The sequence below is a fragment of the Caulobacter sp. GW821-FHT09A05 genome (assembly GCF_059418465.1).
Map to the genome: position 1 here is coordinate 138,265 of NZ_JBWKPX010000009.1, position 20,087 is coordinate 158,351.

Annotated in this window: 18 protein-coding genes; 8 read left to right on the top strand and 10 right to left on the bottom strand. The window is 69.3% G+C overall.

The window, feature by feature from the left end; genetic code table 11:
- Positions 1-8 precede the first annotated feature (8 nt).
- From AC07NX_RS11120 to AC07NX_RS11130, 3 genes are all read right to left on the bottom strand, one after another.
- Positions 9-1,307 (bottom strand): MFS transporter, encoded by a 1,299-nt coding sequence (locus AC07NX_RS11120; RefSeq protein WP_494641807.1) that lies wholly within the window; start codon positions 1,305-1,307, stop codon positions 9-11.
- Between the two features lie 77 nt (positions 1,308-1,384).
- Complete coding sequence (locus AC07NX_RS11125) at positions 1,385-3,850, bottom strand: TonB-dependent siderophore receptor (RefSeq protein WP_494641809.1); 2,466 nt, start codon at positions 3,848-3,850, stop codon at positions 1,385-1,387.
- 239 nt (positions 3,851-4,089) lie between these two features.
- Positions 4,090-4,251: a hypothetical protein gene (locus tag AC07NX_RS11130; protein WP_494641810.1), complete on the bottom strand. Its 162-nt coding sequence runs from the start codon at positions 4,249-4,251 to the stop codon at positions 4,090-4,092.
- A 242-nt stretch (positions 4,252-4,493) separates the two neighbouring features.
- Between AC07NX_RS11130 and AC07NX_RS11135 the strand changes: the two genes are divergently transcribed.
- Both AC07NX_RS11135 and AC07NX_RS11140 read left to right on the top strand, forming a co-directional pair.
- Positions 4,494-5,534: a substrate-binding domain-containing protein gene (locus AC07NX_RS11135; RefSeq protein ID WP_494641811.1), complete on the top strand. Its 1,041-nt coding sequence runs from the start codon at positions 4,494-4,496 to the stop codon at positions 5,532-5,534.
- 131 nt (positions 5,535-5,665) lie between these two features.
- Positions 5,666-5,830, top strand: coding sequence for a hypothetical protein (locus tag AC07NX_RS11140; protein WP_494641812.1), 165 nt, complete (start codon positions 5,666-5,668; stop codon positions 5,828-5,830).
- A gap of 7 nt (positions 5,831-5,837) precedes the next feature.
- Here the strand turns inward: AC07NX_RS11140 and AC07NX_RS11145 are convergent, their stop codons facing one another.
- The 3 genes from AC07NX_RS11145 to AC07NX_RS11155 form a co-directional block, all read right to left on the bottom strand.
- Positions 5,838-6,194, bottom strand: a complete 357-nt coding sequence (locus tag AC07NX_RS11145) for a hypothetical protein (protein WP_494641814.1) — start codon at positions 6,192-6,194, stop codon at positions 5,838-5,840.
- 28 nt (positions 6,195-6,222) lie between these two features.
- Complete coding sequence (gene mepK / locus AC07NX_RS11150; protein ID WP_494641815.1) at positions 6,223-6,903, bottom strand: peptidoglycan L,D-endopeptidase MepK; 681 nt, start codon at positions 6,901-6,903, stop codon at positions 6,223-6,225.
- 181 nt (positions 6,904-7,084) lie between these two features.
- Positions 7,085-8,593 carry a L,D-transpeptidase family protein gene (locus tag AC07NX_RS11155; RefSeq protein ID WP_494641816.1) on the bottom strand — a complete coding sequence of 503 codons (1,509 nt, stop codon included), beginning with the start codon at positions 8,591-8,593 and terminating at the stop codon, positions 7,085-7,087.
- 215 nt (positions 8,594-8,808) lie between these two features.
- Between AC07NX_RS11155 and AC07NX_RS11160 the strand changes: the two genes are divergently transcribed.
- The 6 genes from AC07NX_RS11160 to AC07NX_RS11185 all read left to right on the top strand — a co-directional run bounded on the left by AC07NX_RS11160 (position 8,809) and on the right by AC07NX_RS11185 (position 15,777).
- A complete protein-coding gene (locus AC07NX_RS11160) occupies positions 8,809-9,873 on the top strand; it encodes a glycosyltransferase family 4 protein (RefSeq protein ID WP_494641817.1) in 1,065 nt (354 codons plus the stop codon).
- 124 nt (positions 9,874-9,997) lie between these two features.
- Entirely contained in the window at positions 9,998-12,157 is a 2,160-nt protein-coding gene (locus AC07NX_RS11165) for an amylo-alpha-1,6-glucosidase (protein WP_494641819.1), read from the top strand.
- Positions 12,158-12,202: 45 nt separating this feature from the next.
- The gene (locus tag AC07NX_RS11170) at positions 12,203-13,999 is read left to right on the top strand and encodes a glycoside hydrolase family 15 protein (RefSeq protein WP_494641820.1); all 1,797 of its coding nucleotides are present in this window, start codon (positions 12,203-12,205) and stop codon (positions 13,997-13,999) included.
- A 58-nt stretch (positions 14,000-14,057) separates the two neighbouring features.
- Positions 14,058-14,309 carry a type II toxin-antitoxin system Phd/YefM family antitoxin gene (locus AC07NX_RS11175; RefSeq protein WP_494641821.1) on the top strand — a complete coding sequence of 84 codons (252 nt, stop codon included), beginning with the start codon at positions 14,058-14,060 and terminating at the stop codon, positions 14,307-14,309.
- Complete coding sequence (locus AC07NX_RS11180; RefSeq protein ID WP_494641822.1) at positions 14,306-14,731, top strand: type II toxin-antitoxin system VapC family toxin; 426 nt, start codon at positions 14,306-14,308, stop codon at positions 14,729-14,731. The genes AC07NX_RS11175 and AC07NX_RS11180 overlap by 4 nt, the downstream gene beginning before the upstream one ends.
- A gap of 23 nt (positions 14,732-14,754) precedes the next feature.
- Positions 14,755-15,777, top strand: coding sequence for an acyltransferase family protein (locus AC07NX_RS11185; protein WP_494641824.1), 1,023 nt, complete (start codon positions 14,755-14,757; stop codon positions 15,775-15,777).
- A 22-nt stretch (positions 15,778-15,799) separates the two neighbouring features.
- Here AC07NX_RS11185 and AC07NX_RS11190 read toward each other — a convergent pair whose 3' ends face one another.
- The 4 genes from AC07NX_RS11190 to otsB form a co-directional block, all read right to left on the bottom strand.
- Positions 15,800-16,765: an alpha/beta fold hydrolase gene (locus tag AC07NX_RS11190; RefSeq protein ID WP_494641825.1), complete on the bottom strand. Its 966-nt coding sequence runs from the start codon at positions 16,763-16,765 to the stop codon at positions 15,800-15,802.
- A 23-nt stretch (positions 16,766-16,788) separates the two neighbouring features.
- A complete protein-coding gene (gene ku, locus AC07NX_RS11195) occupies positions 16,789-17,676 on the bottom strand; it encodes a non-homologous end joining protein Ku (protein ID WP_494641826.1) in 888 nt (295 codons plus the stop codon).
- A 64-nt stretch (positions 17,677-17,740) separates the two neighbouring features.
- Positions 17,741-19,204, bottom strand: coding sequence for an alpha,alpha-trehalose-phosphate synthase (UDP-forming) (locus AC07NX_RS11200; protein WP_494641827.1), 1,464 nt, complete (start codon positions 19,202-19,204; stop codon positions 17,741-17,743).
- Positions 19,201-19,980, bottom strand: coding sequence for a trehalose-phosphatase (gene otsB, locus AC07NX_RS11205; protein WP_494641829.1), 780 nt, complete (start codon positions 19,978-19,980; stop codon positions 19,201-19,203). The genes AC07NX_RS11200 and otsB overlap by 4 nt, the downstream gene beginning before the upstream one ends.
- Between the last annotated feature and the right edge of the window lie 107 nt (positions 19,981-20,087).

Consider the following 20,087-nt stretch of genomic DNA (forward strand, 5'->3'; position numbering starts at 1 on the left):
TTCCTCCTTTACGCGGCGTCTTGGAGCATATCGGGGACCGGTTCGGCGACCGGCTCTTGTGCGGTGATTTTGCGCGGTGGCCGCATGAAACAGGCGGCCACGAAGATTACGCCGATTATGGCGGCGCACACCTGGAAGGTTGGCGTGAAGCTGCCCAGCCGGTCGCGCATCTGGCCGCCGACCACCGGGCCCAGGGCCGAGACCGCGCCCACCAGGCAGACCAGGGAGAAGATCTCCAGGTTGTTCTTGCGACCATAGTAGTTGAGCAGGAGGATGCTGACCGCCAGCACCGTCAGGCCGAACCCGATCCCCACCCCCACGGCGAACAGCATCAGCAGCGGCCAGCTGGTGGCGTGGCCCAGGGCCAGCAGGCCGACGGCCATCATCCCTTGGGCGCCGGCCAGCAGCCAGCGTGGATCGACGCGGTCGCCCAGCAGGCCGCCGCCCATCCGGGCCGCCACCTGCATCAGGGATTCCAGGCTGATGGCCGTGATCGCCACCGCCGAGGCCACGTGCAGCTCGCTCAGATGGGTGGGCGCCAGGCTGACGGCGGTCACCCCGCCCAGCAGGTGGGCGAAATAGGCGGCCATGATCACCCAGAACTGCGGGGTGCGGACCGCTTCCCTCACCGTCCAGTCGACGGCGGTGCGATAGACCTTGGTATTGGCGGGAGCCGCCTGGATATCCTCGGCCACGGCCTTGTCGGTCTCCACGGCGGCGGCTTCCAGCCAGGCGCGGCCGCCGACCAGGGCCGCGCACAGGGCGCCGACCACCACCGAAGCCGCGGCCTGGGCCCACCAGTAGGGCCGCCAGCCGCCATGGGCCGCGGCCATGCCCGTCACCACCATCCAGGGACCGGCGACTCCGCCCAGCGAACCGATGGTGAAATAGATCCCGAACGGCAGGGCGCGCTTCTTGAACAGCATCGACAGCACGTGGGTGCCGGGGATCAGGGCCATCATCTGATAACCCGCGCCCAGCAACGCCGTGCCCAGCCAATAGACCAGCAGCCCCGGCGACAGCGCCAGGCAGGCGAAGCCCGCGACCATCACCGCCGAGCCGGCCAGGATGGCGCCGCGCACGCCGATCTTGCGGATCAGGATGGCGGGGAATTTCGACGAGGCCCCGCAGAACGCGCCCAGCAGGGTGAAACCCAGGAAGCCGTGGAAGAAGCTCCAGCCGTTCTCCTGGATCATCGCCGGCAGCACCACGCCCAGCGACGAGAAGGTCGAGGCGGTGATCAGGAACAGCAGCAGGCTCAGCGCGCCGAGCAGCAGCCAGGACCTCCACGGGATCGTCGTCGACATGGGCCGTATGCCTCCGTCAAAGCGGATCCCGCGCCCCGTTCCCAATCCCTTGAGACTTGGGGGCGCGGGACGGGGAACTAGAACTTGCGCGACAGGGTCACGCGCCACTCCCGGCCCTTGCTGGGCAGCGCGCCGAGGTTGGCGTAGCTGTCGGCGTCGGGCGTGAAGTAGAGCTTGTCGAACAGGTTATCGATATTGGCCGTCACCGTGTACGGCCCGTACTCGTAATAGGCCGAGGCGTTGGCGACATAGTAGGCCGGGTAGGTCACCGCGTTCTGCACGGTGCCCGCGGTCTTGGTCACGTGGGTGACGCCCAGCGTGCCGCCGACCTTGCCCCAGGCGTGGTCGTCGCTGGTGTAGGCGCCGTACAGGCTGACCACCGACTTGGGGATCAGGGTGTAGTCATAGTCGCCCGCCCGGCCCGGCAGGCCGCTGAACGCCCAGACCACATAGGTTCCCCCGAACGCCTGCGAGCCCGGCACGCCGGCGGTGTAGGCCGGGATGTACTGGAACGAGTTGTCGGGTCCTTTGACGGTGGTGTGCTGGGTGTTGCCCGAGAAGGTGAAGCTGAAGTTCTCGCTGGCCAGCCAGCGGACCTCCAGCTCCACGCCCTTGGCCCGGGTGCCGGTCGGCGTGCCCGTGATGCCGGTCAGTTGGGTGCGGTTCTGGCGGTAGCCGGCCAGCGAGCCGACCAGCGTGCCCTTCAGCCACTGGAACTTGACCCCGGCCTCGGCCAGGTCGCTGTCCGACAGCCAGGCGTCGCTGGCGTCGGCCACCAGGCTGGCGGCCACGTCGCCGGCCTGGCTCATCTCCAGGGCCGAGGCCTTGGCGTAGGTGATGTAGGGCATCACCCCGCCCGGGGCCTTGTAGGTGGCGCTGGCGGTGTAGGTGAACTTGTCCTTGCCGGCCTTCTGCTCGCCGGCGACCTGGTAGCTGAGCACCCCGGTGTCGTGCGAGGTGACGTCGTAGTCGTCCCAGCGGCCGCCGACCATCAGGTTGAGCTTCTCCGCGACCGTCACGTCGGTCATGAAGAACACGCCCTTCTGGCTCCAGTCGGACTTGTTGTCGTTTTCCCAGGCCAGGCCCAGCACCCCAGCGCCGGTCTCGGTGGTGAACGGGCTGTCGATGATGTCGGTGGCCGTGGCGCCGAAGCTGATGTCGCGGCGGTCCAGGGCGATCACGCCGCTGTTGTAGCTTTCGCGCCGGCGGCCGGAGAAGTCGCGGTACGCGGCGCCGACGAACGACTTGGCCTTGACCGCCCCGTCCATGAACTCGTTGGCGAAGTCGTAGGTGACGCGGGCTTCCCACACCGAGCTCTTGAACCAGGCCGGATAGCCGTACGAGACGAAGCGCTTGTTCTCCTGGTCGTCGTAGAACAGCTGGGCCTTGATGTTGCTGTCGGGCGACAGGGCCTTGGCCAGGTCGAAATAGAGGGTGTTGGTGTCGGTCTTGGAGAAGTCGGCCGGGCTGATATAGACCGTGCGCGGCGACAGCTTCACCGTGCCTACCCCGGCGTCCAGGATATGGGCGGCGTCGGTGTTGTAGAAGCCGTAGTACGGGATGTAGAGCGGCTTGAACGTCGGGTCGTAATAGTACGGGTTGGCGCTGTTGCCACTGATCTCGTTCAGGGTCAGGCGGCCGTTGCCGTCGCTGTCGACCAGGCTGGTGTCGCGGCCCGTCGTGTAGTTCCGGTTATCGATGAGGTCCTGGGTCAGGCGGTTCCAGCCGGGCGTCTGCACGTCGCCGTCCGAGTGGTACTTCATGCCGCCGAAGGCGGTGCTCCAGCCATTGCCCAGGTCGAAGTCGGCCGAGATCTCGCCGGTCTGGCGGCGCGGATAGATCCCCTTGTAGTAGCTGTGGCTGTCCTCGACCTCGCCATAGGCGTAGACGCCGCCGGTCACGGGGCCGAGGTTCACCGGCAGGCCGAGCTGCGCGGTGGCGTTCTTGCGGTTGTAGGACCCGAAGGTCGCCGTGACCTCGCCGGTCGGCTCGCTGAGATAGCCGCCCTCGTTCTTCCCGGACTTGGGGATGAAGTTGAGCATGCCGCCCACCTTGCCCGAGCCGTAGATCGGGGTGGGCGGGCCGCGCACGATCTGGATCTGGTCGGCCGCGCCGATCGGGGTCGAATAGGTGCCGCGGTTCTCGATGCGCTTGAAACCGCGGAAATAGTTCTCGGCCAGGGTGCCGCGGATGTTCAGCGCGCCGGGCACGCCGTAGAAGCTGGCCGTGTAGGTCCCGGGCGAGACGGCGGTCAGGCCGTCGATGGTCTCGATGCCGTAGCGCTGCAGGGTGGTGTCGCTGACGAAGCTGGCCGAGCGCGGCGTCTCCAGCAGCGGCTTGTCCAGGCCGAACACGGTGTTGTTGGGCTTGGTCTCCAACAGGCCGGCCTTGTCGCGCGCCTTGACCACGATCTCGTCGACCGCGGTCGAGGCGTCGGCCGGGTCGGCCGCCGGATCGGCGGCGAAGGCGGGCGACGCGGCGACGGACAGGGCGAGCAGAACAGCGACGGAAGATCCCGCCATCAAAAGCCGTTGGTTCGACATGACGTCCTCGTTCGAGGTCGTCGCGCCCATCACCCGCGGTGACTATCCCCAGGACGACGCCTCTTGAGAACCACCATCGCCCAGTCGCCGCCGGCTGGCCGGATCGCCCTCTGACATTTTGAAGGAAATGTCTCCAGCGCCCGGTTCTTGCTCAGTCGCCGCCCCTTTTCGCACGACGAAGGTCAAGAAACTTGATCCACCGCGCACAAGGCGCCGCCAAAAGCGCAGGCGCGGGATGGTCAGCGCGCGCTGGTGTCGATCCAGACGACGTCGCCGCGATCCCGGTCGTAGACCCAGGGCGTGGCCCTCAGGCCGTCCCAGGCGGCCGTGACCAGGCCGCAGGTGATGACCGACAGGAAGGCAAGGCTGCGGAACGTGGCGAACGCGGACATGACGGACATGGAAGAGGCCTCCTCGCCCGGAAGGATGCGAGGATCATGGTTGCCGCTTGGTTGACTCGGCCGCGGCCGGCGGCGCGACCGTCTGACGCAGCCTCTCCCAGGCGGCTCCGGCGCCTCGCGCGATCGTCCGTGAACGGACGCTGTCGCAAATCTGTCGCCAAACTGTGACAAATGACGGCGGCAAAGGACGTACAGTTCGTTCGCCCCTCCTTCTCGCCCTCTCGAAAGTAGGAATGTCCCCCATGAAGACCCTGCTCGGAGCCGCCGCGGCGCTTGGCCTGCTGGCCGGCGCGTCCAGCGCCCACGCCGCCCGCGACTATGTCTGGGCCGCCGGCTCCTCGACCGTGTTCCCCTTCTCCACCCGCACCGCCGAGAACTTCGCCAAGAAGACGGGCAAGAAGTCGCCCAAGATCGAGAGCCTGGGCACCGGCGGCGGCATCAAGATGTTCTGCGGCGGCATGGGCGAGAAGTTCCCCGACATCGCCAACGCCTCGCGCCCGATGAAGAAGTCCGAGTTCGAGGCCTGCAAGGCCAAGGGCGTCAACAACATCGTCGAGCTGAAGATCGGCTTCGACGGCATCGTCGTGGCCATGGACAAGAAGTCGCCCGACTACAGCTTCAAGGTCGAGCACCTGTATCTGGGCCTGGGCCAGAACGTGCTGCGCGGCGGCCAGTTCGTGGCCAACCCCTACAAGACCTGGAAGGACGTCGGCGCCGGCCTGCCGGCCAACCGCATCCTGGTCTACGGCCCGCCGCCCACCTCGGGCACCCGCGACGCCTTCATCGAGCTGGCCATCGAGGGCGGCGCCAAGAAGTTCCCCACCGCCAAGGCCCTGGCCGAGAAGGACGAGAAGGCCTTCAAGGCCAAGGTCGATCCCCTGCGCACGGACGGCGGCTGGGTCGACGCCGGCGAGAACGACAACGCCATCGTCGGCACCATCGAGAAGACCCCGGGCGCCCTGGGCGTGTTCGGCTACAGCTTCCTCGAGGAGAACGCCAACCGCATCAAGGGCGCGGCCGTCAACGGCGTGAAGCCCTCGGCCCAGACGATCGCCAGCGGCCAGTACCCGCTGTCGCGCTCGCTCTATCTCTACGTCAAGAAGGACCAGGTCGGGGTGACCCCGGGCCTGAAGGAGTTCATCGCCGAGTTCGCGTCCGACTCCGCGACCGGCCGGGGCGGCTACCTGCAGGGCCGCGGCCTGATCCCCCTGCCCCCGGCCCAGCACGAGGCCATGAAGGCCGCCGCCGGCAAGCTGCCGCCGATGGTCGCGCCGAAGTCGTAGGGCCGCGAGCCTGGATCGAGAAAGGGCCCCGGATCGCTCCGGGGCCCTTTTGCATTTCAGGTGCAAGCGCACAGAGCTTGACCCGCGGGGGTCGCGAGCGCTCGATAGGCGGTCAGCGCGCGGAGGACGCCATGAAGGACATCATCGAAGAACGCCTGCAGGATCTGGAACGCCTCGTCCTCAAACAGGTCGAACGCATCGATGCGCTGGAGGAGGCCCTGGCGGTCATGCGCCACGTCGCGGGGCGGGACCTCCTGGCCAAGGCCAAGGACGCCTCGCAGGACAGGGCCGCCTGACGAGGTCCTAGTTCGTCGGCTGTTCCGAGTTCGCCCGCGAGGTCATGCCGGCGGCGGCGGCGTCGTCGGCCATCTGGGCGTCGACCGGCGGCGGCTCGACGGCGGCGGCGGGCGGTGGGACGGTGACGACGGGCGGCGGCGCTTCGGGCTTGGGAGCGGCGGCCACGCGGGCGGGCCGGGCGGCGGCGGCCACGGCGGCCGCGTCGTCGGCGGCCGTGCGGATTTCGCTGGGCCCCTGTTGGTAGCCGCGGTCGAAGTCCATCGACGAGGCCATCAGCAGGACGCCGGCGGTGGCGATGGCCCCGACCAGCGCGCCCAGAAGAATCCATCCGAACGGGTTGCTGTGACGTTCGGCCTTGGCCATCCGGGCTTTCCTCTGATCCGCGGCCCTCTTAGGAGCCGACCCAACGCCGGACAGGCCCGACGTCGAGATGGACGAAATTGCTGACGGGGTAATAACCCACGCCGCCGCGTCCGAGATCCAGGGCCGCGGCCCTCAGACGATCCAGAGCGACATCCTCCAGATAGACATCCATGGCCTTGCCGTCCATGTGCAGGCTGCGCTTGGCGACCTGGCCGCTGCGTTCGTGCAACATGGCGTTGGTCCGCGGCGAGCGGTAGCCGGAGATCACCTGGAAGTGCGACTTGGTCTCGGTCTTCTGGGCCAAGGCCGACAGGGTGTCGAACAGCTCTGGACGCATCGAATAGACGTCGCCGGTGCGATAGTCGCGCAGCACCCTGTCCAGGGCCTGGACGGCGTCGGGCACGTACTCGCCCTTGTCGAAATAGACGGCTTCCAGTTTTTCCTGGGTGTGGATGTTGTGCAGCTTCAGCCAGCGGGGCGCGTGCGAGGCCGCGGAGGCGCGGGCGACCGGAGGCGCGACCGGCGCGACGGTCGGGGCTGGAAGGCCTTCGGCGGGCAGGCCCTCCGCGAGGTCCGACTGGCTTTGCAGGAGATCGCCGATCGGATCGGCTCCCCCCAGCTTGGATTGGGCGAAGGCCGCCATCGGCCCGACCACGCTCGCGCCGAGCACGCCGAGGCCAAGCCCCAACAGCTTGCGTCGTTCGATCATGATTACGCTTCCCCGGACTGACCTCGCGAGACGCCGGAAGGCTGGATCGCCGCACTTGGCGCCCCCTCACCCGAGCACTAAAACGCCAGAGTCTTTACGAAACGGCCACAGCCCTCCGAACGGAAGACCGGCCGCAACGAAAGGCTGCTGCCCGGGAAGAGGCCTTACGCGACGCCGTGGGTCAAGCTGGGCCGGGGCGTCCTGCGGCGATACGCAGCACCAGCTCCTTATCCCAGCCATACGGGTCGTCGCGGAAGTTCATCTGCCCGTCCGGGGTCATATAGGCCGTCCAGTAGAGCAGAAATACGGCGATGGGCTGGGCCAGGGGCGCGCGCACCGTCTTGCCCGAGGCCAGGGTGGCGTCGACCACGTCCGGCTGCCAGTCGGGACTGGAGGCCAGCAGCTGCTTGGCCAGCGGGATCGGCTTCTCCAGACGCACGCAGCCATGGCTGGCCAGGCGGCTGAAGCTGGCGAACTTCGAGCGGCTGGGCGTGTCGTGCAGATAGACGCCATAGGGATTGTCGAAGTCGAACTTCACCAGGCCCAGGGCGGCCTTGGGCCCGGCCTTCTGCTGCAGGCGCGAGGTCCCCTCGCCGGTCGAGATGACGATGAAGTCGTTGCGCTTCAGATAGCCGGGACTGGCCCGCTCCTTAGGCCACAGCTCCTTGGCCGCGATCGACGACGGCACGTTCCATGGCGGATTGAGCACGATCGAGCGGATCGTCGACTGCAGCATCGGCGTCTCGTCGCCCGGACGGCCGGTCACCGCCCGCATGGTCAGGTTCGGGGCGTCGTCGTGGAAGACGCTCATCACCGCGGCGGCGATGTTGACCTGGATACGGTCGGCCGGCAGCTGCTGGGGCAGCCAGCGCCAGCGCTCCATGTTGGCCAGGATCTGGTCGATCCGCCGCTCGACCGGCACGTTCAGCGCCGCCAGGGTCATCGGCCCCAGGCCGCCGTCGGGGTTGAGGCCGAAGCGCTTCTGGGCCCGCATCAGCGCCTGCTGCAGGGCCGCGTCGAACACCGGGGCCCTGTCGACAGCCACCGTCGCGTCCTCGACCGCCAGCCGAGCCTCCAGGGCGGCGATGCGCGGATCGCCGGTCGCGCCCAACTTCAGCGGCTCGCCCGCCGCGAGCGTCTTCCAGCCGCCGGCCGCGGCGATGTCCCGATAGGTCGCCAGGCCCTTCCGCAGGGTCTGGTAGCCGGTATAGGGCGGCGGCAGGCTGTCCAGCCACGGACCAAGGCGGTCCTGGGCGGCGGCCTGGATGAAATCCGGCCCCGGATCATAGGGCGCGGGGCGCAGGCCCCATTCGCCGAGGAAGGCGTCCGGCGCCAGGCGGCCGGTGCGCACCGACTTGGCGTAGCGCAGGGTCAGGCCGATCAGCTGGGCCTGTCCGGCCTGGCGCGTAGCCGCGTCGCGGGCGTTCAGCAGCGGCAGGACGGGCTCCGGCGCGAAGGCGGCCGGCTCGAAGCCGTGGGTGTAGGCCTGGGTCAAGACGCGGAGCAGCAGCTCGATCTGGTCGGACCGCAGCGCCACGCTGGTCGGCGGCGGCGTCGCCGGCTGCTGGGGGGCCCGCTGCGGGGCCCGCACCAGGGGCGGATTCTGGATCTGGGCGACGGCCGACGACAACGAGAAAACGGAGACCGCGCCGCCGAGCAGTGCGTCACGTTTGGTCCAGGACTTGATCACCGTCGAAAGGTCTCGCCGTACGCTTGCGCGCGGCCAGTCCGCGCGCCCTCAAATGGCCGTCGCGATCCAGGCTCGTCAACGCCCGTATCATCGAAGGCGAACGGTTCAGACAGCTTATGGTTCTTTATTTTCGATGCGGAACCTTAAGGCCACACTGGCGGTTAGATCCGACGTCGTGGCGTACGGTCGCGCCTTTCTGCGTCAGGATTTCAGCCATGAGGATCGCCCAGGTTCCCCCCCTGTACGAAGCCGTCCCGCCACGCTTCTACGGCGGCACCGAGCGGGTCGTCGCGCATCTGACGGACGCCTTGGTCGACCTGGGCCACGAGGTCACCCTGTTCGCCTCCGGCGACGCCCGCACCAAGGCCGAGCTGGTGGTGGTGCGCGACCAGGCCATTCGCCTCGATCCGGCCCCGCTCAAGTCCGACCTGGCCGCCCACATGGCCATGCTGGCCGAGGTCCGCCGCCAGGCCCACCGCTTCGACGTGATCCACTTCCACACCGACATGCTCCAGTTCCCGATGTTCGAGGACATGGCCGGCAAGACCCTGACCACCCTGCACGGGCGGCTGGACCTGAAGGACCTGCCGGGCGTCTATCGCCGCTGGCCGCAGTTTCCGCTGGTCTCGATCTCGGACCACCAGCGCCGCCCCCTGCCCTTCGCCAACTGGGCCGGCACGGTGCTGCACGGCATGGCCGAGGAGATCTATGATTTCCGACCGAAATCAGAGGGATATCTCGCCTTCCTCGGCCGCATCTCGCCCGAGAAGGGCCCCGACCGCGCCATCGCCATCGCCAAGCGCCTGGGCAAACCCCTGAAGATCGCCGCCAAGATCGACGCCGCCGACCGCGCCTATTTCCACGACGAGGTCGAGCACCTGCTGGACCATCCGCTGATCGAGTTCATCGGCGAGATCAGCGATCACCAGAAGTCCGACTTCCTGGGCGGCGCCGACGCCCTGCTGTTCCCCATCGCCTGGCCCGAGCCGTTCGGCCTGGTGATGATCGAGGCCATGGCCTGCGGCACGCCGGTGATCGCCTATGACTGCGGCTCGGTGCCCGAGGTGATCGAGGACGGCCTGACCGGCTTCATCGTCCGGGGCGAGGACGAGGCGGTCGCCGCCGCGCAGCGCCTTGGGGACCTCGACCGCCGGGCGATCCGCAGCCGGTTCGAGACCCGATTCTCGGCGATCGCCATGGCCCGCCGCTACCTGGACCTCTATGATCGGCTGGAAGAAGCGTCCGCGCCGCCGCGCCTGACGCTGGCCCAGAGCGCCTGACCCGGCCTTCGCGCGGTCGCCGCGTCGGAGACATGATCAGGTTCTAGGAGTCTGGAACCCGCCCGCCGCGGACGACGCGGCGCGGCGGGTTTTCGAGGGACCTCAGCGCAAGGGGCCAAAAGACATGGACGATCTCACACCAGGCCCGACCCCGAGCGGCGCCGTCGAACAGGGCGAGACCGGCGAGCCGCGCGTTCCCTACCGGCTGTTCGCGCTGAAGGACAAGGACACCTTCCTGGTCGCCGACGCGTTCGGCGACGTGCTGGGCGCGGCCGACGGCCTGTTCCACGACGACACCCGCCTGCTGTCGCGGCTGCGCCTGCTGATCGGCAACCGCGCGCCCGCCCTGCTGAGCGCGGCGGTGTCGCAGGACAACGTGTTCTTCACCTCGCACTCGACCAACGAGCCCCTGCCCGCCCTGGGCGGGGCGGCGGCGCCGCACGGCGCGATCCATGTCGAGCGCAAGCGCTTCCTGTGGGACCAGCGGCTGTACGAGCGCCTGCGCTTCGTCAACTACAGCCGCGACATGGTCATCCTGCCGGTCAGCCTGGAATTCGACGCCGACTTCCACGACATGTTCGAGGTGCGCGGCTCCAAGCGCCCCGCCCGCGGCCGGGTCCTGCCGGCCCAGACGAACGGCCGCTCGGTGACCTACGCCTATGACGGCCTGGACGGCGTGCGCCGCACCAGCATCGTCTCGTTCTCCGAGCCCCCAGGCCGCCTGGGCCCGCAACGGGCCGACTTCATGTTCATGCTGACGCCCGAGACCCACTTCGACCTCTATGTCGAGGTCGGCGTCGAGCCCGCCCATCCGCCGACGCGCGAGCGGTGGCGGGCGGCGGCGGCGCGGGCCCGGATCGACATGCGCAACCGCCGGCGGCGCGGCGCGCGGCTGCACAGTTCGGGCCGGCTGTTCAACGACTGGCTGGAGAAGTCGCGGGCGGATCTGGCCCTCCTGACCACCCAGTTCGCCACCGGCCCCTATCCCTATGCGGGCATCCCGTGGTTCTCGACCCCGTTCGGGCGCGACGCGATCATCACCGCCTGGCAGGTGCTGTGGATCGAGCCCAGCCTCGCCAGGGGCGTGCTGGGCTATCTGGCCGAGCATCAGGCCGAGGAGGTCAGCGCCTTCCAGGACAGCGCGCCCGGCAAGATCATGCACGAGACCCGCAAGGGCGAGATGACCGCCCTGGGCGAGCTGCCGTTCGGCCGCTACTACGGCGGGGTCGACACCACGCCGCTGTTCGTGGCCCTGGCCTGCGCCTACGCCGAACGCACCGGCGACCTGGCCTTCATCGAGCGCCTATGGGAGCCGCTGCTGGCGGCCATCGCCTGGATCGAGCACTTCGGCGACAGCGACGGCGACGGCCTGATCGACTACGCCCGCGGCCTGGACTCCGGCCTGTCGAACCAGAACTGGAAGGACAGCGAGGACAGCGTCTTCCACGAGGACGGCAAGTTCCCCGACGGCCCGATCGCGGTCGTGGAGGTCCAGGGCTACGCCTTCGCCGCCTTCCGGGGCATGGCGGACCTGGCCGAGCGGCGCGGCGACCCCGCGAACGCCGAGCGCTGGCGCGCCAAGGCAGAGCACCTGCGCCAGCAGGTCGAGACCAAGTTCTGGATGGAGGACAGGGGCTTCTACGCCATGGCCGTCGACGGCCATGGCAAGCCCTGCCGGGTGCGCGGCTCCAACCCCGGACACCTGCTGTTCTGCGGCCTGCCCTCGCCGGAGCGCGCCGCCAAGGTGGCCGACGCCCTGCTGTCGGCGGCGTTCCACAATGGGTTCGGCGTGCGGACCCTGGCCCAGGGCGAGCCGCGCTTCAATCCGATGAGCTACCACAACGGCTCGGTCTGGCCGCACGACACGGCGATCTGCGCCATGGGCCTGGCCCGCTACGGCCATCGCGACGGGGTGGTGGACATGACCTCGGGCCTGTTCGAGACCGCCGCCCACTACGAGATGCGCCTGCCCGAGCTGTTCTGTGGCTTCCCACGCCAACCAGGCGAACCGCCGGTGGCCTATCCGGTGGCCTGCCTGCCGCAGGCCTGGGCGGCCGGCTCGGCCTTCATGATGCTGCAGGCGTGCCTGGGCATCACCATCGACGGCTGGCGGGGCGAGGTGCACCTGACCGACCCGCGCCTGCCGATCGGCATCGACAGCCTGCAGATCGACGGCCTGAAGATCGGCGAGGCGTGCACCGACATCACCTTCGAGCACATCGGCGCCCACATCGCGGCCCACACCAGCAAGCACTCGCCGGTGCCCATCCTGATCCGAAGGTGACCCCGCGGTTTGAAAACTAAAGCTGAAAGCGAGCGAAACCACAGCATGCCGCAGAACCTCGACCTCTTCCCGATCGGCAACTGCGCGGTCAGCGCCCTGATCGACCGCTGCGGCCGCTTCGTCTGGGCCTGCGCGCCGCGCATCGATTCCGACCCGGTGTTCAGCGCCCTCCTGGGCGGGCTGGAGCCCGGCGATCCCGCCGCCCTGGGGACCTGGGAGGTCGCGGTCGACGGCGCCACGGCCGTCCAGCAGGAATACCTGCGCAACACCCCGATCCTGCGCACGGTGATCACCGACGCCGACGGGGCCAGCGTCGAGGTCATCGACTTCGCCCCCCGCTACCAGCAGTTCGGGCGCAGCTTCCGGCCCACCGCCTTCATCCGCCTGATCCGTCCCCTGACCAGCGTGGCGCGGATCACCATCCGCCTGCGCCCCACCGCCGACTGGGGCGCGCGGGCGGCCGAGACCACCCACGGCTCCAACCACATCCGCTACCTGTGCTCGGACATGACCCTGCGCCTGTCCACCGACGGGCCGGTGTCGCACGTGCTGGAGGAGCGCACCTTCCGGCTGGAGCGGCCGATCGCCATGTATCTGGGCGCCGACGAGGGCTTCAACGCCGACATCGGGGCCACCTGCAACCGCATGCTGCAGCAGACCCAGGAATACTGGATGGACTGGGTGCGCGGCCTGGCCGTGCCGCTGGACTACCAGAGCGCGGTGATCCGCTCGGCCATCACCCTGAAGCTCTGCATGCACGAGGAGACCGGGGCGATCGTCGCGGCCATGACCACCTCGATCCCCGAGCACGCCGACAGCGGCCGCAACTGGGACTACCGCTACTGCTGGCTGCGCGACGCCTATTACGTGGTTCAGGCCCTGAACCGCCTGGGCGCGGTCGACATCCTGGAGAACTATCTGGGCTATCTGCGCAACATCGTCGACCGCGCGGCGGGCGGGCACATCCAGCCGCTGTTCGGGGTGGGGTTCGAGCCGCAGCTGACAGAACGCTTCGCCCCCGCCCTGGCCGGCTATCGCGGCATGGGGCCCGTGCGGATCGGCAACCAGGCGTTCGAACACCAGCAGCACGACGTCTACGGCCAGATCATCCTGTCGACCGTCCAGGCCTTTTTCGACGAGCGCCTGCTGCGCCCCGGCACGATCGAGGACTTCCAGAACCTGGAGCCGGTGGGCGAGCGGGCCTTCCAGCTGCACGACCAGCCCGACGCCAGCCTGTGGGAGTTCCGCGGCCGGGCCAATGTCCACACCTATTCGGCGGTGATGTGCTGGGCGGCCTGCGACCGGCTGGGCAACGCCGCCGCGCGCCTGGGCCTGACCGACCGCGCCGACTTCTGGAACGACCGCGCCGCCAAGGTGCGCCAGACGATCGACGAACGCGCCTGGAACGCGGAGCTGGGCCGCTACGCCGCCACCTTCGAGGGCGACGAGCTGGACGCCAGCCTGCTGCAATTGGTCGACCTGCGCTTCATCGAGGCCAAGGATCCGCGCAACGTCGCCACCGTCGCCGCCATCGAGGCCGGCCTGCGCAAGGGCTCCTACCTGCTGCGCTACGCCATCCCCGACGACTTCGGCGCCCCGCAGACGGCGTTCAACATCTGCACCTTCTGGCTGGTCGAGGCCCTGTACCTGGCCGGCCGGATCGACGAGGCGCGCGATCTGTTCGAGGAGATGCTGGCCCGCCGCACCACCGCCGGCCTGTTGTCTGAGGACATCGGCTTCGCGGACGGCGAGCTGTGGGGCAACTATCCGCAGACCTATTCTCTGGTCGGCCTGATCAACTGCGCGGTGCTGCTGAGCCGCCCGTGGACCTCGGTGCGGTGACACAGCTTGCCTCTTGCGGATTTATAGCTATCCTCATGGCTATAAATCCGGAGGCGTGATGAGCACCTATAGCGTGGCGGACGCCAAGAACGGATTGCCTCGCTTGATCGATCGAGCGCTAGAAGGCGAAGAGGTGATCATCGCCCGGCACGGAAAGCCCGTCGCCGAACTTCGGCCAGTCACGACGCCGCCTCGCAAGACGCCGCCCGCGACCTATGCCTGGCTGCGGGCGCGTCGTCAGACTCGTAAGCCTGTCGGGCTTGGTTCCGTGGAACTGCTGGATCAGCTCTACGAGGATCGCGAGGCTTGAGCGTCTATCTCGACGCCAGCGTCATCCTGCCGACCCTGATCGAGGAAGCCGCCAGCGCCCTTGTCGATCGGTTTATCGAGCAACTGGACGACGATCTGATTATCAGTGAGTTCGCGGCCGCCGAGGTCGCTTCGGCCCTCTCACGACTGGTTCGGACCGAGCTCCTGGATCGCGAGGACGCGAGCCGACGCCTTTCGGATTTCGACGCCTGGCGCGCCGCCGCCGCGCGAGACCTCGATCTTCAGGCCTCCGACGTCCGGCTCGCCAACGTCTTCGTTCGCCGCTTCGACCTTATGCTGCGCGTGCCCGACGCGCTCCACGCGGCCGCCTGCCGCCGGGAAGATCACCTGCTGGTGACCTTGGACAAACGCCTGGCCTCCGCGGCTCTGGAGTTGGGCGTGCGCACCCTGCTCCTGGCCTAAACTGAGCAAGGCCAGGTCATCACGTGACGACGCACAGGACACAACGCCTCGCCGCCCTGGACGGCCTGCGGGCGGTGGCGGCGCTGGGGGTGCTGCTGTACCACGCGGCCGACTGGTCGGGACGGCCGGGCCGCTTCGCGCACGGCTACCTGGCGGTGGACTTCTTCTTCTGCCTCAGCGGCTTCGTCCTGGCCCACGCGTTCGAGCGGCGCGACATCGGCTGGCCGGCCTATCTGTGGATCCGTATCGTCAGGATCTGGCCGCTGCTGGTGCTGTCGACGCTGATCGGCGCGGTCCTGACCTGGCGCCACAGCCCGCCCGTCTGGCCCAACCTGGCGCGCGGCCTGCTGCTGGTCCCCCGCCTGGGCCATCCGGCCGAATGGACCTTTCCCAGCCTCTTCCCGTTCAACCCGCCCGCCTGGTCGCTGTGCCTGGAGGTGATCGTCAGCGCCCTGTGGTTCCCGCTGCGCCGGGCGCCCGACATCGTGGTGGCGGCGATCGTATTCTGCAGCGGGGCGGTGATGGCCTGGGTCGCCCTGGGCCTGAACGGGGTGGAGACCGGCTGGGACCAGGCGACCTTCTGGCTGGGCGTGGTGCGGGCCGCCTTCAGCTTCGGCCTGGGCTGGCTGGGCTGGCGCTACCGGGCCCTGGCGCCCCGCCCGCGCCTCTGGCTGCCGGCCGCGGCCCTGCTGGCGGCGCTGGTCATGCCGCTGGCGCCCCGCCCCTGGAACGGGATCTACGACTTCGCCTGCGTGGCGGCGCTGTTCCCGCTGCTGGTCGTGGCCAGCGCCTGCGATCCCAAGGGGGCCGCCGGCGCCTTGTGCCGGACGACGGGCGACCTCTCCTACCCGCTCTATGCGACGCACTGGGCGACCTGGGCGGTGATGCTGCGGCTCTATCCGGACGGCTGGAAGCCGCTGCTGCCGGTGTGGTTCGGCGTCCTGGCCGTGGTCATCGCGCCGGCCGTGGCCTGGGTCGCGTTCCGGGTCTACGACGCGCCGGCGCGGCGCTGGCTGCGGCGGGTCACGGCCGACCGGCGCTCATAGGCAAGCCAGGCCCCGGAGGCCATCAGCACCGCTGGACGCCCGCGCCCGGCTGCTCGCCGGCCGCCCAGCCCACCGCCTCGGCCACGTGGTCGCGCTGGGCGTCGAGGATCGAGGTGTGACTGGCGAAGACGTCGAGGACCAGCGCGCGGCAGGCGCGCCCGGCCGGGGCGACCTCGGCGGCGCGCCAGGCGCGGTCCAGGGGCTTGCCGGGGTTGCGGCTGGCGACGATCACCGCCACCGGGATGGCCGGTCGCAGCGGCGGCAGGGCGTCGATGTCGCCCAGGCCGGGCAGGAAGGCCCGCTCCTCCTGCAGCGCCGCCCTGATGCTGGCCCGGCCCGTCCAGGCCCTGCGCCGCCGGGCGGCCGCCTCGGCCGTCGGCGAGATGTCGTCCAGCAGCGGAACCAGGCGGGTCAGGCCGACCGCGCGGGCGAACGGCGTGAAGCCGGCCAGCCGGGCCTCCCGCTTCAGGTCGGCCAGGGCCAGCGGCTGATCCTTGGCGTCGGTCCCCACCGCGTCGACCAGCACCAGTCCCGCCGTCCGCGCGGGCCACAGGCGGGCGAACGCCTCGACATAGAGCCCCCCGTTCGAGTGCCCCGCCAGGATCACCGGCGCATCGCCTTCCTCCTGCGCCACCAGGGCGCCGAGCCGCCGGGCGATGGCGACCGGCGAACGGTCGAGGTCGTGGATGCCCGCCAGGCCTATGCCGTCGCGGTCGTAGGCGCAGACCTTGCCCTTCGCGGCCAGGTCCCGCGCCACCAGCGACCAGTCGGCCGCCCCGCCGAACGCCCCGGCCTCGAGGATCACGGTGGGACGCGCGGACTTGCGCCCCTGGCACTCCAGCCCGCCGCCGACCGTCGAGATCGGGGGCACGGTGACGCAACTGCTGGCGGCCAGGGCGACCAGGACCAGCACGACCGGCCTGAAGCTGAATTTCGGAACACGGAACGCCACCCGCCGGCAAAAGCGGCGCGGCGCGGCGGATGGCAAGGGGGATTTCACGGCCGGAGAGGCTAGGAGGCCTTCTTCCGGGGCGCGGCGCGCTTGGTGGGCGCTTTTGCCGCGGCCTTCTTCGGCTTGGCCGTGGACTGGGCCATGGATCGGGCCGTGGCGGGCGCCGCGCCCGGCTTCTGGCCCAGGCTCTTGCGCAGGGCCTCCATCAGGTCGACGACATTGGTGGTCTCGGGCTCCTCCACCGTCACCTTGGCCTTGCCGCCCTTTTCCTTCTGCTTGATCAGCGCCCGCAGGGCGTCCTCGTAGCGGTCCTTGAACTGGCTGGGATCGAACGGGCCTTCCTGCTGCTCGATGATCTTCTCGGCGATGGCCACCATCTGCGGGTCGGCCTTCCTGTCGGGGATGTCGTCGAACAGCTCGGCCGGGTCGCGCACCTCGTCGTGGCTGCGCAGGGTGTAGCAGACCAGGCCGTTGTCCCGCGGCTCGATGGCGAGCAGCCGTTCGCGCGCGTGCATCACCACCCGGCCCAGGGCGATCTTGCCGGCCCCGGCCATGGCGTCGCGGATCACGGTGTAGGCGTCCAGCGCCAGCTTGCCGTCCGGGACCAGGAAATAGGGGTTGTCCCAATACAGTCGGTCGATGTCGCCGGCGTCGACGAAGCGCTCGATGTCGATGGTGCGGGTGCTTTCCAGCCGCACGCTCTCGATCTCCTCCGGGGTCAGGATCACATAATGGTCCTTCTCGTACTCGTAGCCCTTGACCAGGTCGGCGCGGTCGACCGGCCCCAGGTCCGGATCGGTGGCGACCATCTTGATGCGGTTGTGGGTCTTGGGGTGCAGCAGGTTGAACCGGACCTCGCCGCCGGGGCTGACGGCCGTGTACATCGCCACCGGACAGGTGACGAGCGACAGCCGCAGGTGGCCTTGCCAGGTGGGACGCGCCGCCATGTGGATGTCCTTTCCCTAGAACCGCCCGCCCGGCGTTCGCCGGGACGAGCGGAAAAACCATGCCTCAGGCTCTCCCGCCGGCGCGCAGGGTCAAGGCGGGCGGCGCGGTCAGGGCGAACTTGGCTCCGTTCGGCCTGGCCAGGGCCGGCGGCGGCGTCGGCTCGCGCAGCTGGGCCACGAAGTCGTCGCGCCAGGCCGTGACGTCGTGGCGAGTGACATTGTCGATCAGGCTCTCGAAGCGCCGCTTGCGTTCGTCGACATCCATGTTCAGGGCCCGGGTCAGGGCGTCGGAGATCTCTTCGGGGCTGTTGGGGTTGATGATCAGCGCCTCCTTCATCTGGCGCGCGGCGCCGGCGAAGCGCGACAGGATCAGCACGCCCGGGTCCCAGGGCGTCTGCGAGGCCACGTATTCCTTGGCCACCAGGTTCATGCCATCGCGCAGCGGGGTGACCAGGGCGGCCTTGGAGGCGCGATAGACCCCGGCCAGCTCGTCGCGGCGGTAGCTGCGGTTGAGGTAGCGGATCGGGTTGTAGTCCATGTCGGCATAGGCGCCGTTGATCCGCCCGATCAGGCCGTCCAGCCGCCCGCGCAGGTCCTGATAGGCCTCGACCTCGTCACGCGAGATCGGGGCGATCTGCAGCAGCATGACCTCGCGGCGCGCCTCGGGATTGTCGTGCAGGAACCGCTCGAAGCCGATCAGCCGCTCCTCCAGCCCCTTGGAATAGTCCAGGCGATCGACGCCGACGACCATCTTGCGGAACACGCTGTGGGCCATCAGCCGGTCGTAAACGCGGATGGCGCGCGGGCTTTCCTTGATGCGGGCGAATTCCTCGGCGTCGATGCCGATCGGGAAGGCCCCGGCCTGGGTGACCTGGCCGAAGGCGGTCAGCCGCCCGTCCTCGGTCCGCTCGCCGCCCACCTCGTTGAACACGTAGCCCTCGAAGGCCTGGACGCTCTCCTCGGTCTGGAAGCCGACCAGATCGTAGTGGAACAGCGCCTCGACCAGGGGGCGGTGGCGCGGCAGGGTCACGACCAGCTGGTGGGCCGGCCAGGGAATGTGCAGGAAGAAGCCGATGCGGTTGGTCACGCCCAGCCGCCGCAGCTCCCGCGCCATCGGGATCAGGTGGTAGTCGTGCACCCAGATGATGTCGTCCGGCTCGATCAGCGGCAGCAGGGTCTGGGCGAACCGTTTGTTGACCCGGTCATAGCCCTCGCCGAACGAGCGGTCGTAGGCGGTCAGGTCGACGCGGTAGTGAAACAGCGGCCACAGGGTCTTGTTGGCGTAGCCGTTGTAATATTCCTGGTAGTCGCCCTCCTCGAGATCGACCGTGGCCACGGTGACGCCGTCGGTCTTCTGCATGTTCAGCTGGCCGGTGAACTCGGTGGTGGTCTTGCCGCTCCAGCCGAACCAGATCCCGGAATATTCCCGCAGAGCGGCGGCCAGGGCCATGGCCAGGCCGCCGACGCTCTCGTCGCCCTTGCCGGTGGGCGGATTGACGCGATTGGAAACGACGATCAGACGGCTCATGCGGCGGCCCTTCCGATTGAGGCGCTCAACCAGTCGAGCACGGCGTTGAAGTCGTTCAGGCGATAGGTCGCCCGGGTGGGGCGCTCCGGAGGGCCGACCAGCACGCCATAGCCGCCCAGGCGGGCGGCGGCGGCGAAGCCGTCCTCGTCGGTCAGGTCGTCGCCGACGAACACCGGGGCGGCGCCGTCGAACGGGGACTCGCGCAGGAAGGCGGAAATCGCCTTGCCCTTGTCCTGGCCGGGCGTGCGCAACTCGGCGACCATGTCGCCCAGCTGGAGCACCAGCTCCGAACCCCGGGCCAGGCGCTCGGCGGCCTCGATCACCGCGTCGGCGGCCGAAGGCGCGTTGCGATAATGCAGGGCGACGCTGAGGGTCTTGTCCTCGAACAGCAGGCCCCGGTCGCCGCGCGCCAGGTCGCGCAGCACGTCGCGGGCGAGGTCCAGGTCGGGATGCGCCCGGGCGCGGTCGACCCCGTTCACGCCGCGGCGCACCAGGCCATGGACGGCGGCGACGAACTTCACCCGGTCTTCCAGGATGCGGTCGACGTCTTCCAGCGCGCGGCCGCTGACGACGGCCAGCCGGCCGTCCAGCGCGCGCGACAGGTCGTCGAGCAGCGCCGCGCGGCGCGCGTCTGGCCCCACCTGTTCGGGGCGGGGCATGATGGGGGCCAGGGTTCCGTCAAGATCGAGAAACAGCGCCGCGCGGGGCGGCAAGGCGACTGGTGGTGGCGGCAGATCGCTCGGCGCACGCCGAACGACTGACCCGAACGCGGTCATGGCGAGAAGGCCCTCTCCGATGATTACAGGCCCTTGAAACGCGCGTTGGCCGGGTTTCGATCCCCCGAAATCCAGATGGGCCGGGTCACGATGTGCTCACGTGGATG

Bases quoted from the DNA above. Each gene is read 5' to 3' on its own strand.
- AC07NX_RS11120 (WP_494641807.1), bottom strand. From the start codon at position 1,307: ATGTCGACGACGATCCCGTGGAGGTCCTGGCTGCTGCTCGGCGCGCTG.
- AC07NX_RS11125 (WP_494641809.1), bottom strand. From the start codon at position 3,850: ATGTCGAACCAACGGCTTTTGATGGCGGGATCTTCCGTCGCTGTTCTG.
- AC07NX_RS11130 (WP_494641810.1), bottom strand. From the start codon at position 4,251: ATGTCCGTCATGTCCGCGTTCGCCACGTTCCGCAGCCTTGCCTTCCTG.
- AC07NX_RS11135 (WP_494641811.1), top strand. From the start codon at position 4,494: ATGAAGACCCTGCTCGGAGCCGCCGCGGCGCTTGGCCTGCTGGCCGGC.
- AC07NX_RS11140 (WP_494641812.1), top strand. From the start codon at position 5,666: ATGAAGGACATCATCGAAGAACGCCTGCAGGATCTGGAACGCCTCGTC.
- AC07NX_RS11145 (WP_494641814.1), bottom strand. From the start codon at position 6,194: ATGGCCAAGGCCGAACGTCACAGCAACCCGTTCGGATGGATTCTTCTG.
- mepK (WP_494641815.1), bottom strand. From the start codon at position 6,903: ATGATCGAACGACGCAAGCTGTTGGGGCTTGGCCTCGGCGTGCTCGGC.
- AC07NX_RS11160 (WP_494641817.1), top strand. From the start codon at position 8,809: ATGAGGATCGCCCAGGTTCCCCCCCTGTACGAAGCCGTCCCGCCACGC.
- AC07NX_RS11165 (WP_494641819.1), top strand. From the start codon at position 9,998: ATGGACGATCTCACACCAGGCCCGACCCCGAGCGGCGCCGTCGAACAG.
- AC07NX_RS11170 (WP_494641820.1), top strand. From the start codon at position 12,203: ATGCCGCAGAACCTCGACCTCTTCCCGATCGGCAACTGCGCGGTCAGC.
- AC07NX_RS11175 (WP_494641821.1), top strand. From the start codon at position 14,058: ATGAGCACCTATAGCGTGGCGGACGCCAAGAACGGATTGCCTCGCTTG.
- ku (WP_494641826.1), bottom strand. From the start codon at position 17,676: ATGGCGGCGCGTCCCACCTGGCAAGGCCACCTGCGGCTGTCGCTCGTC.
- AC07NX_RS11200 (WP_494641827.1), bottom strand. From the start codon at position 19,204: ATGAGCCGTCTGATCGTCGTTTCCAATCGCGTCAATCCGCCCACCGGC.
- otsB (WP_494641829.1), bottom strand. From the start codon at position 19,980: ATGACCGCGTTCGGGTCAGTCGTTCGGCGTGCGCCGAGCGATCTGCCG.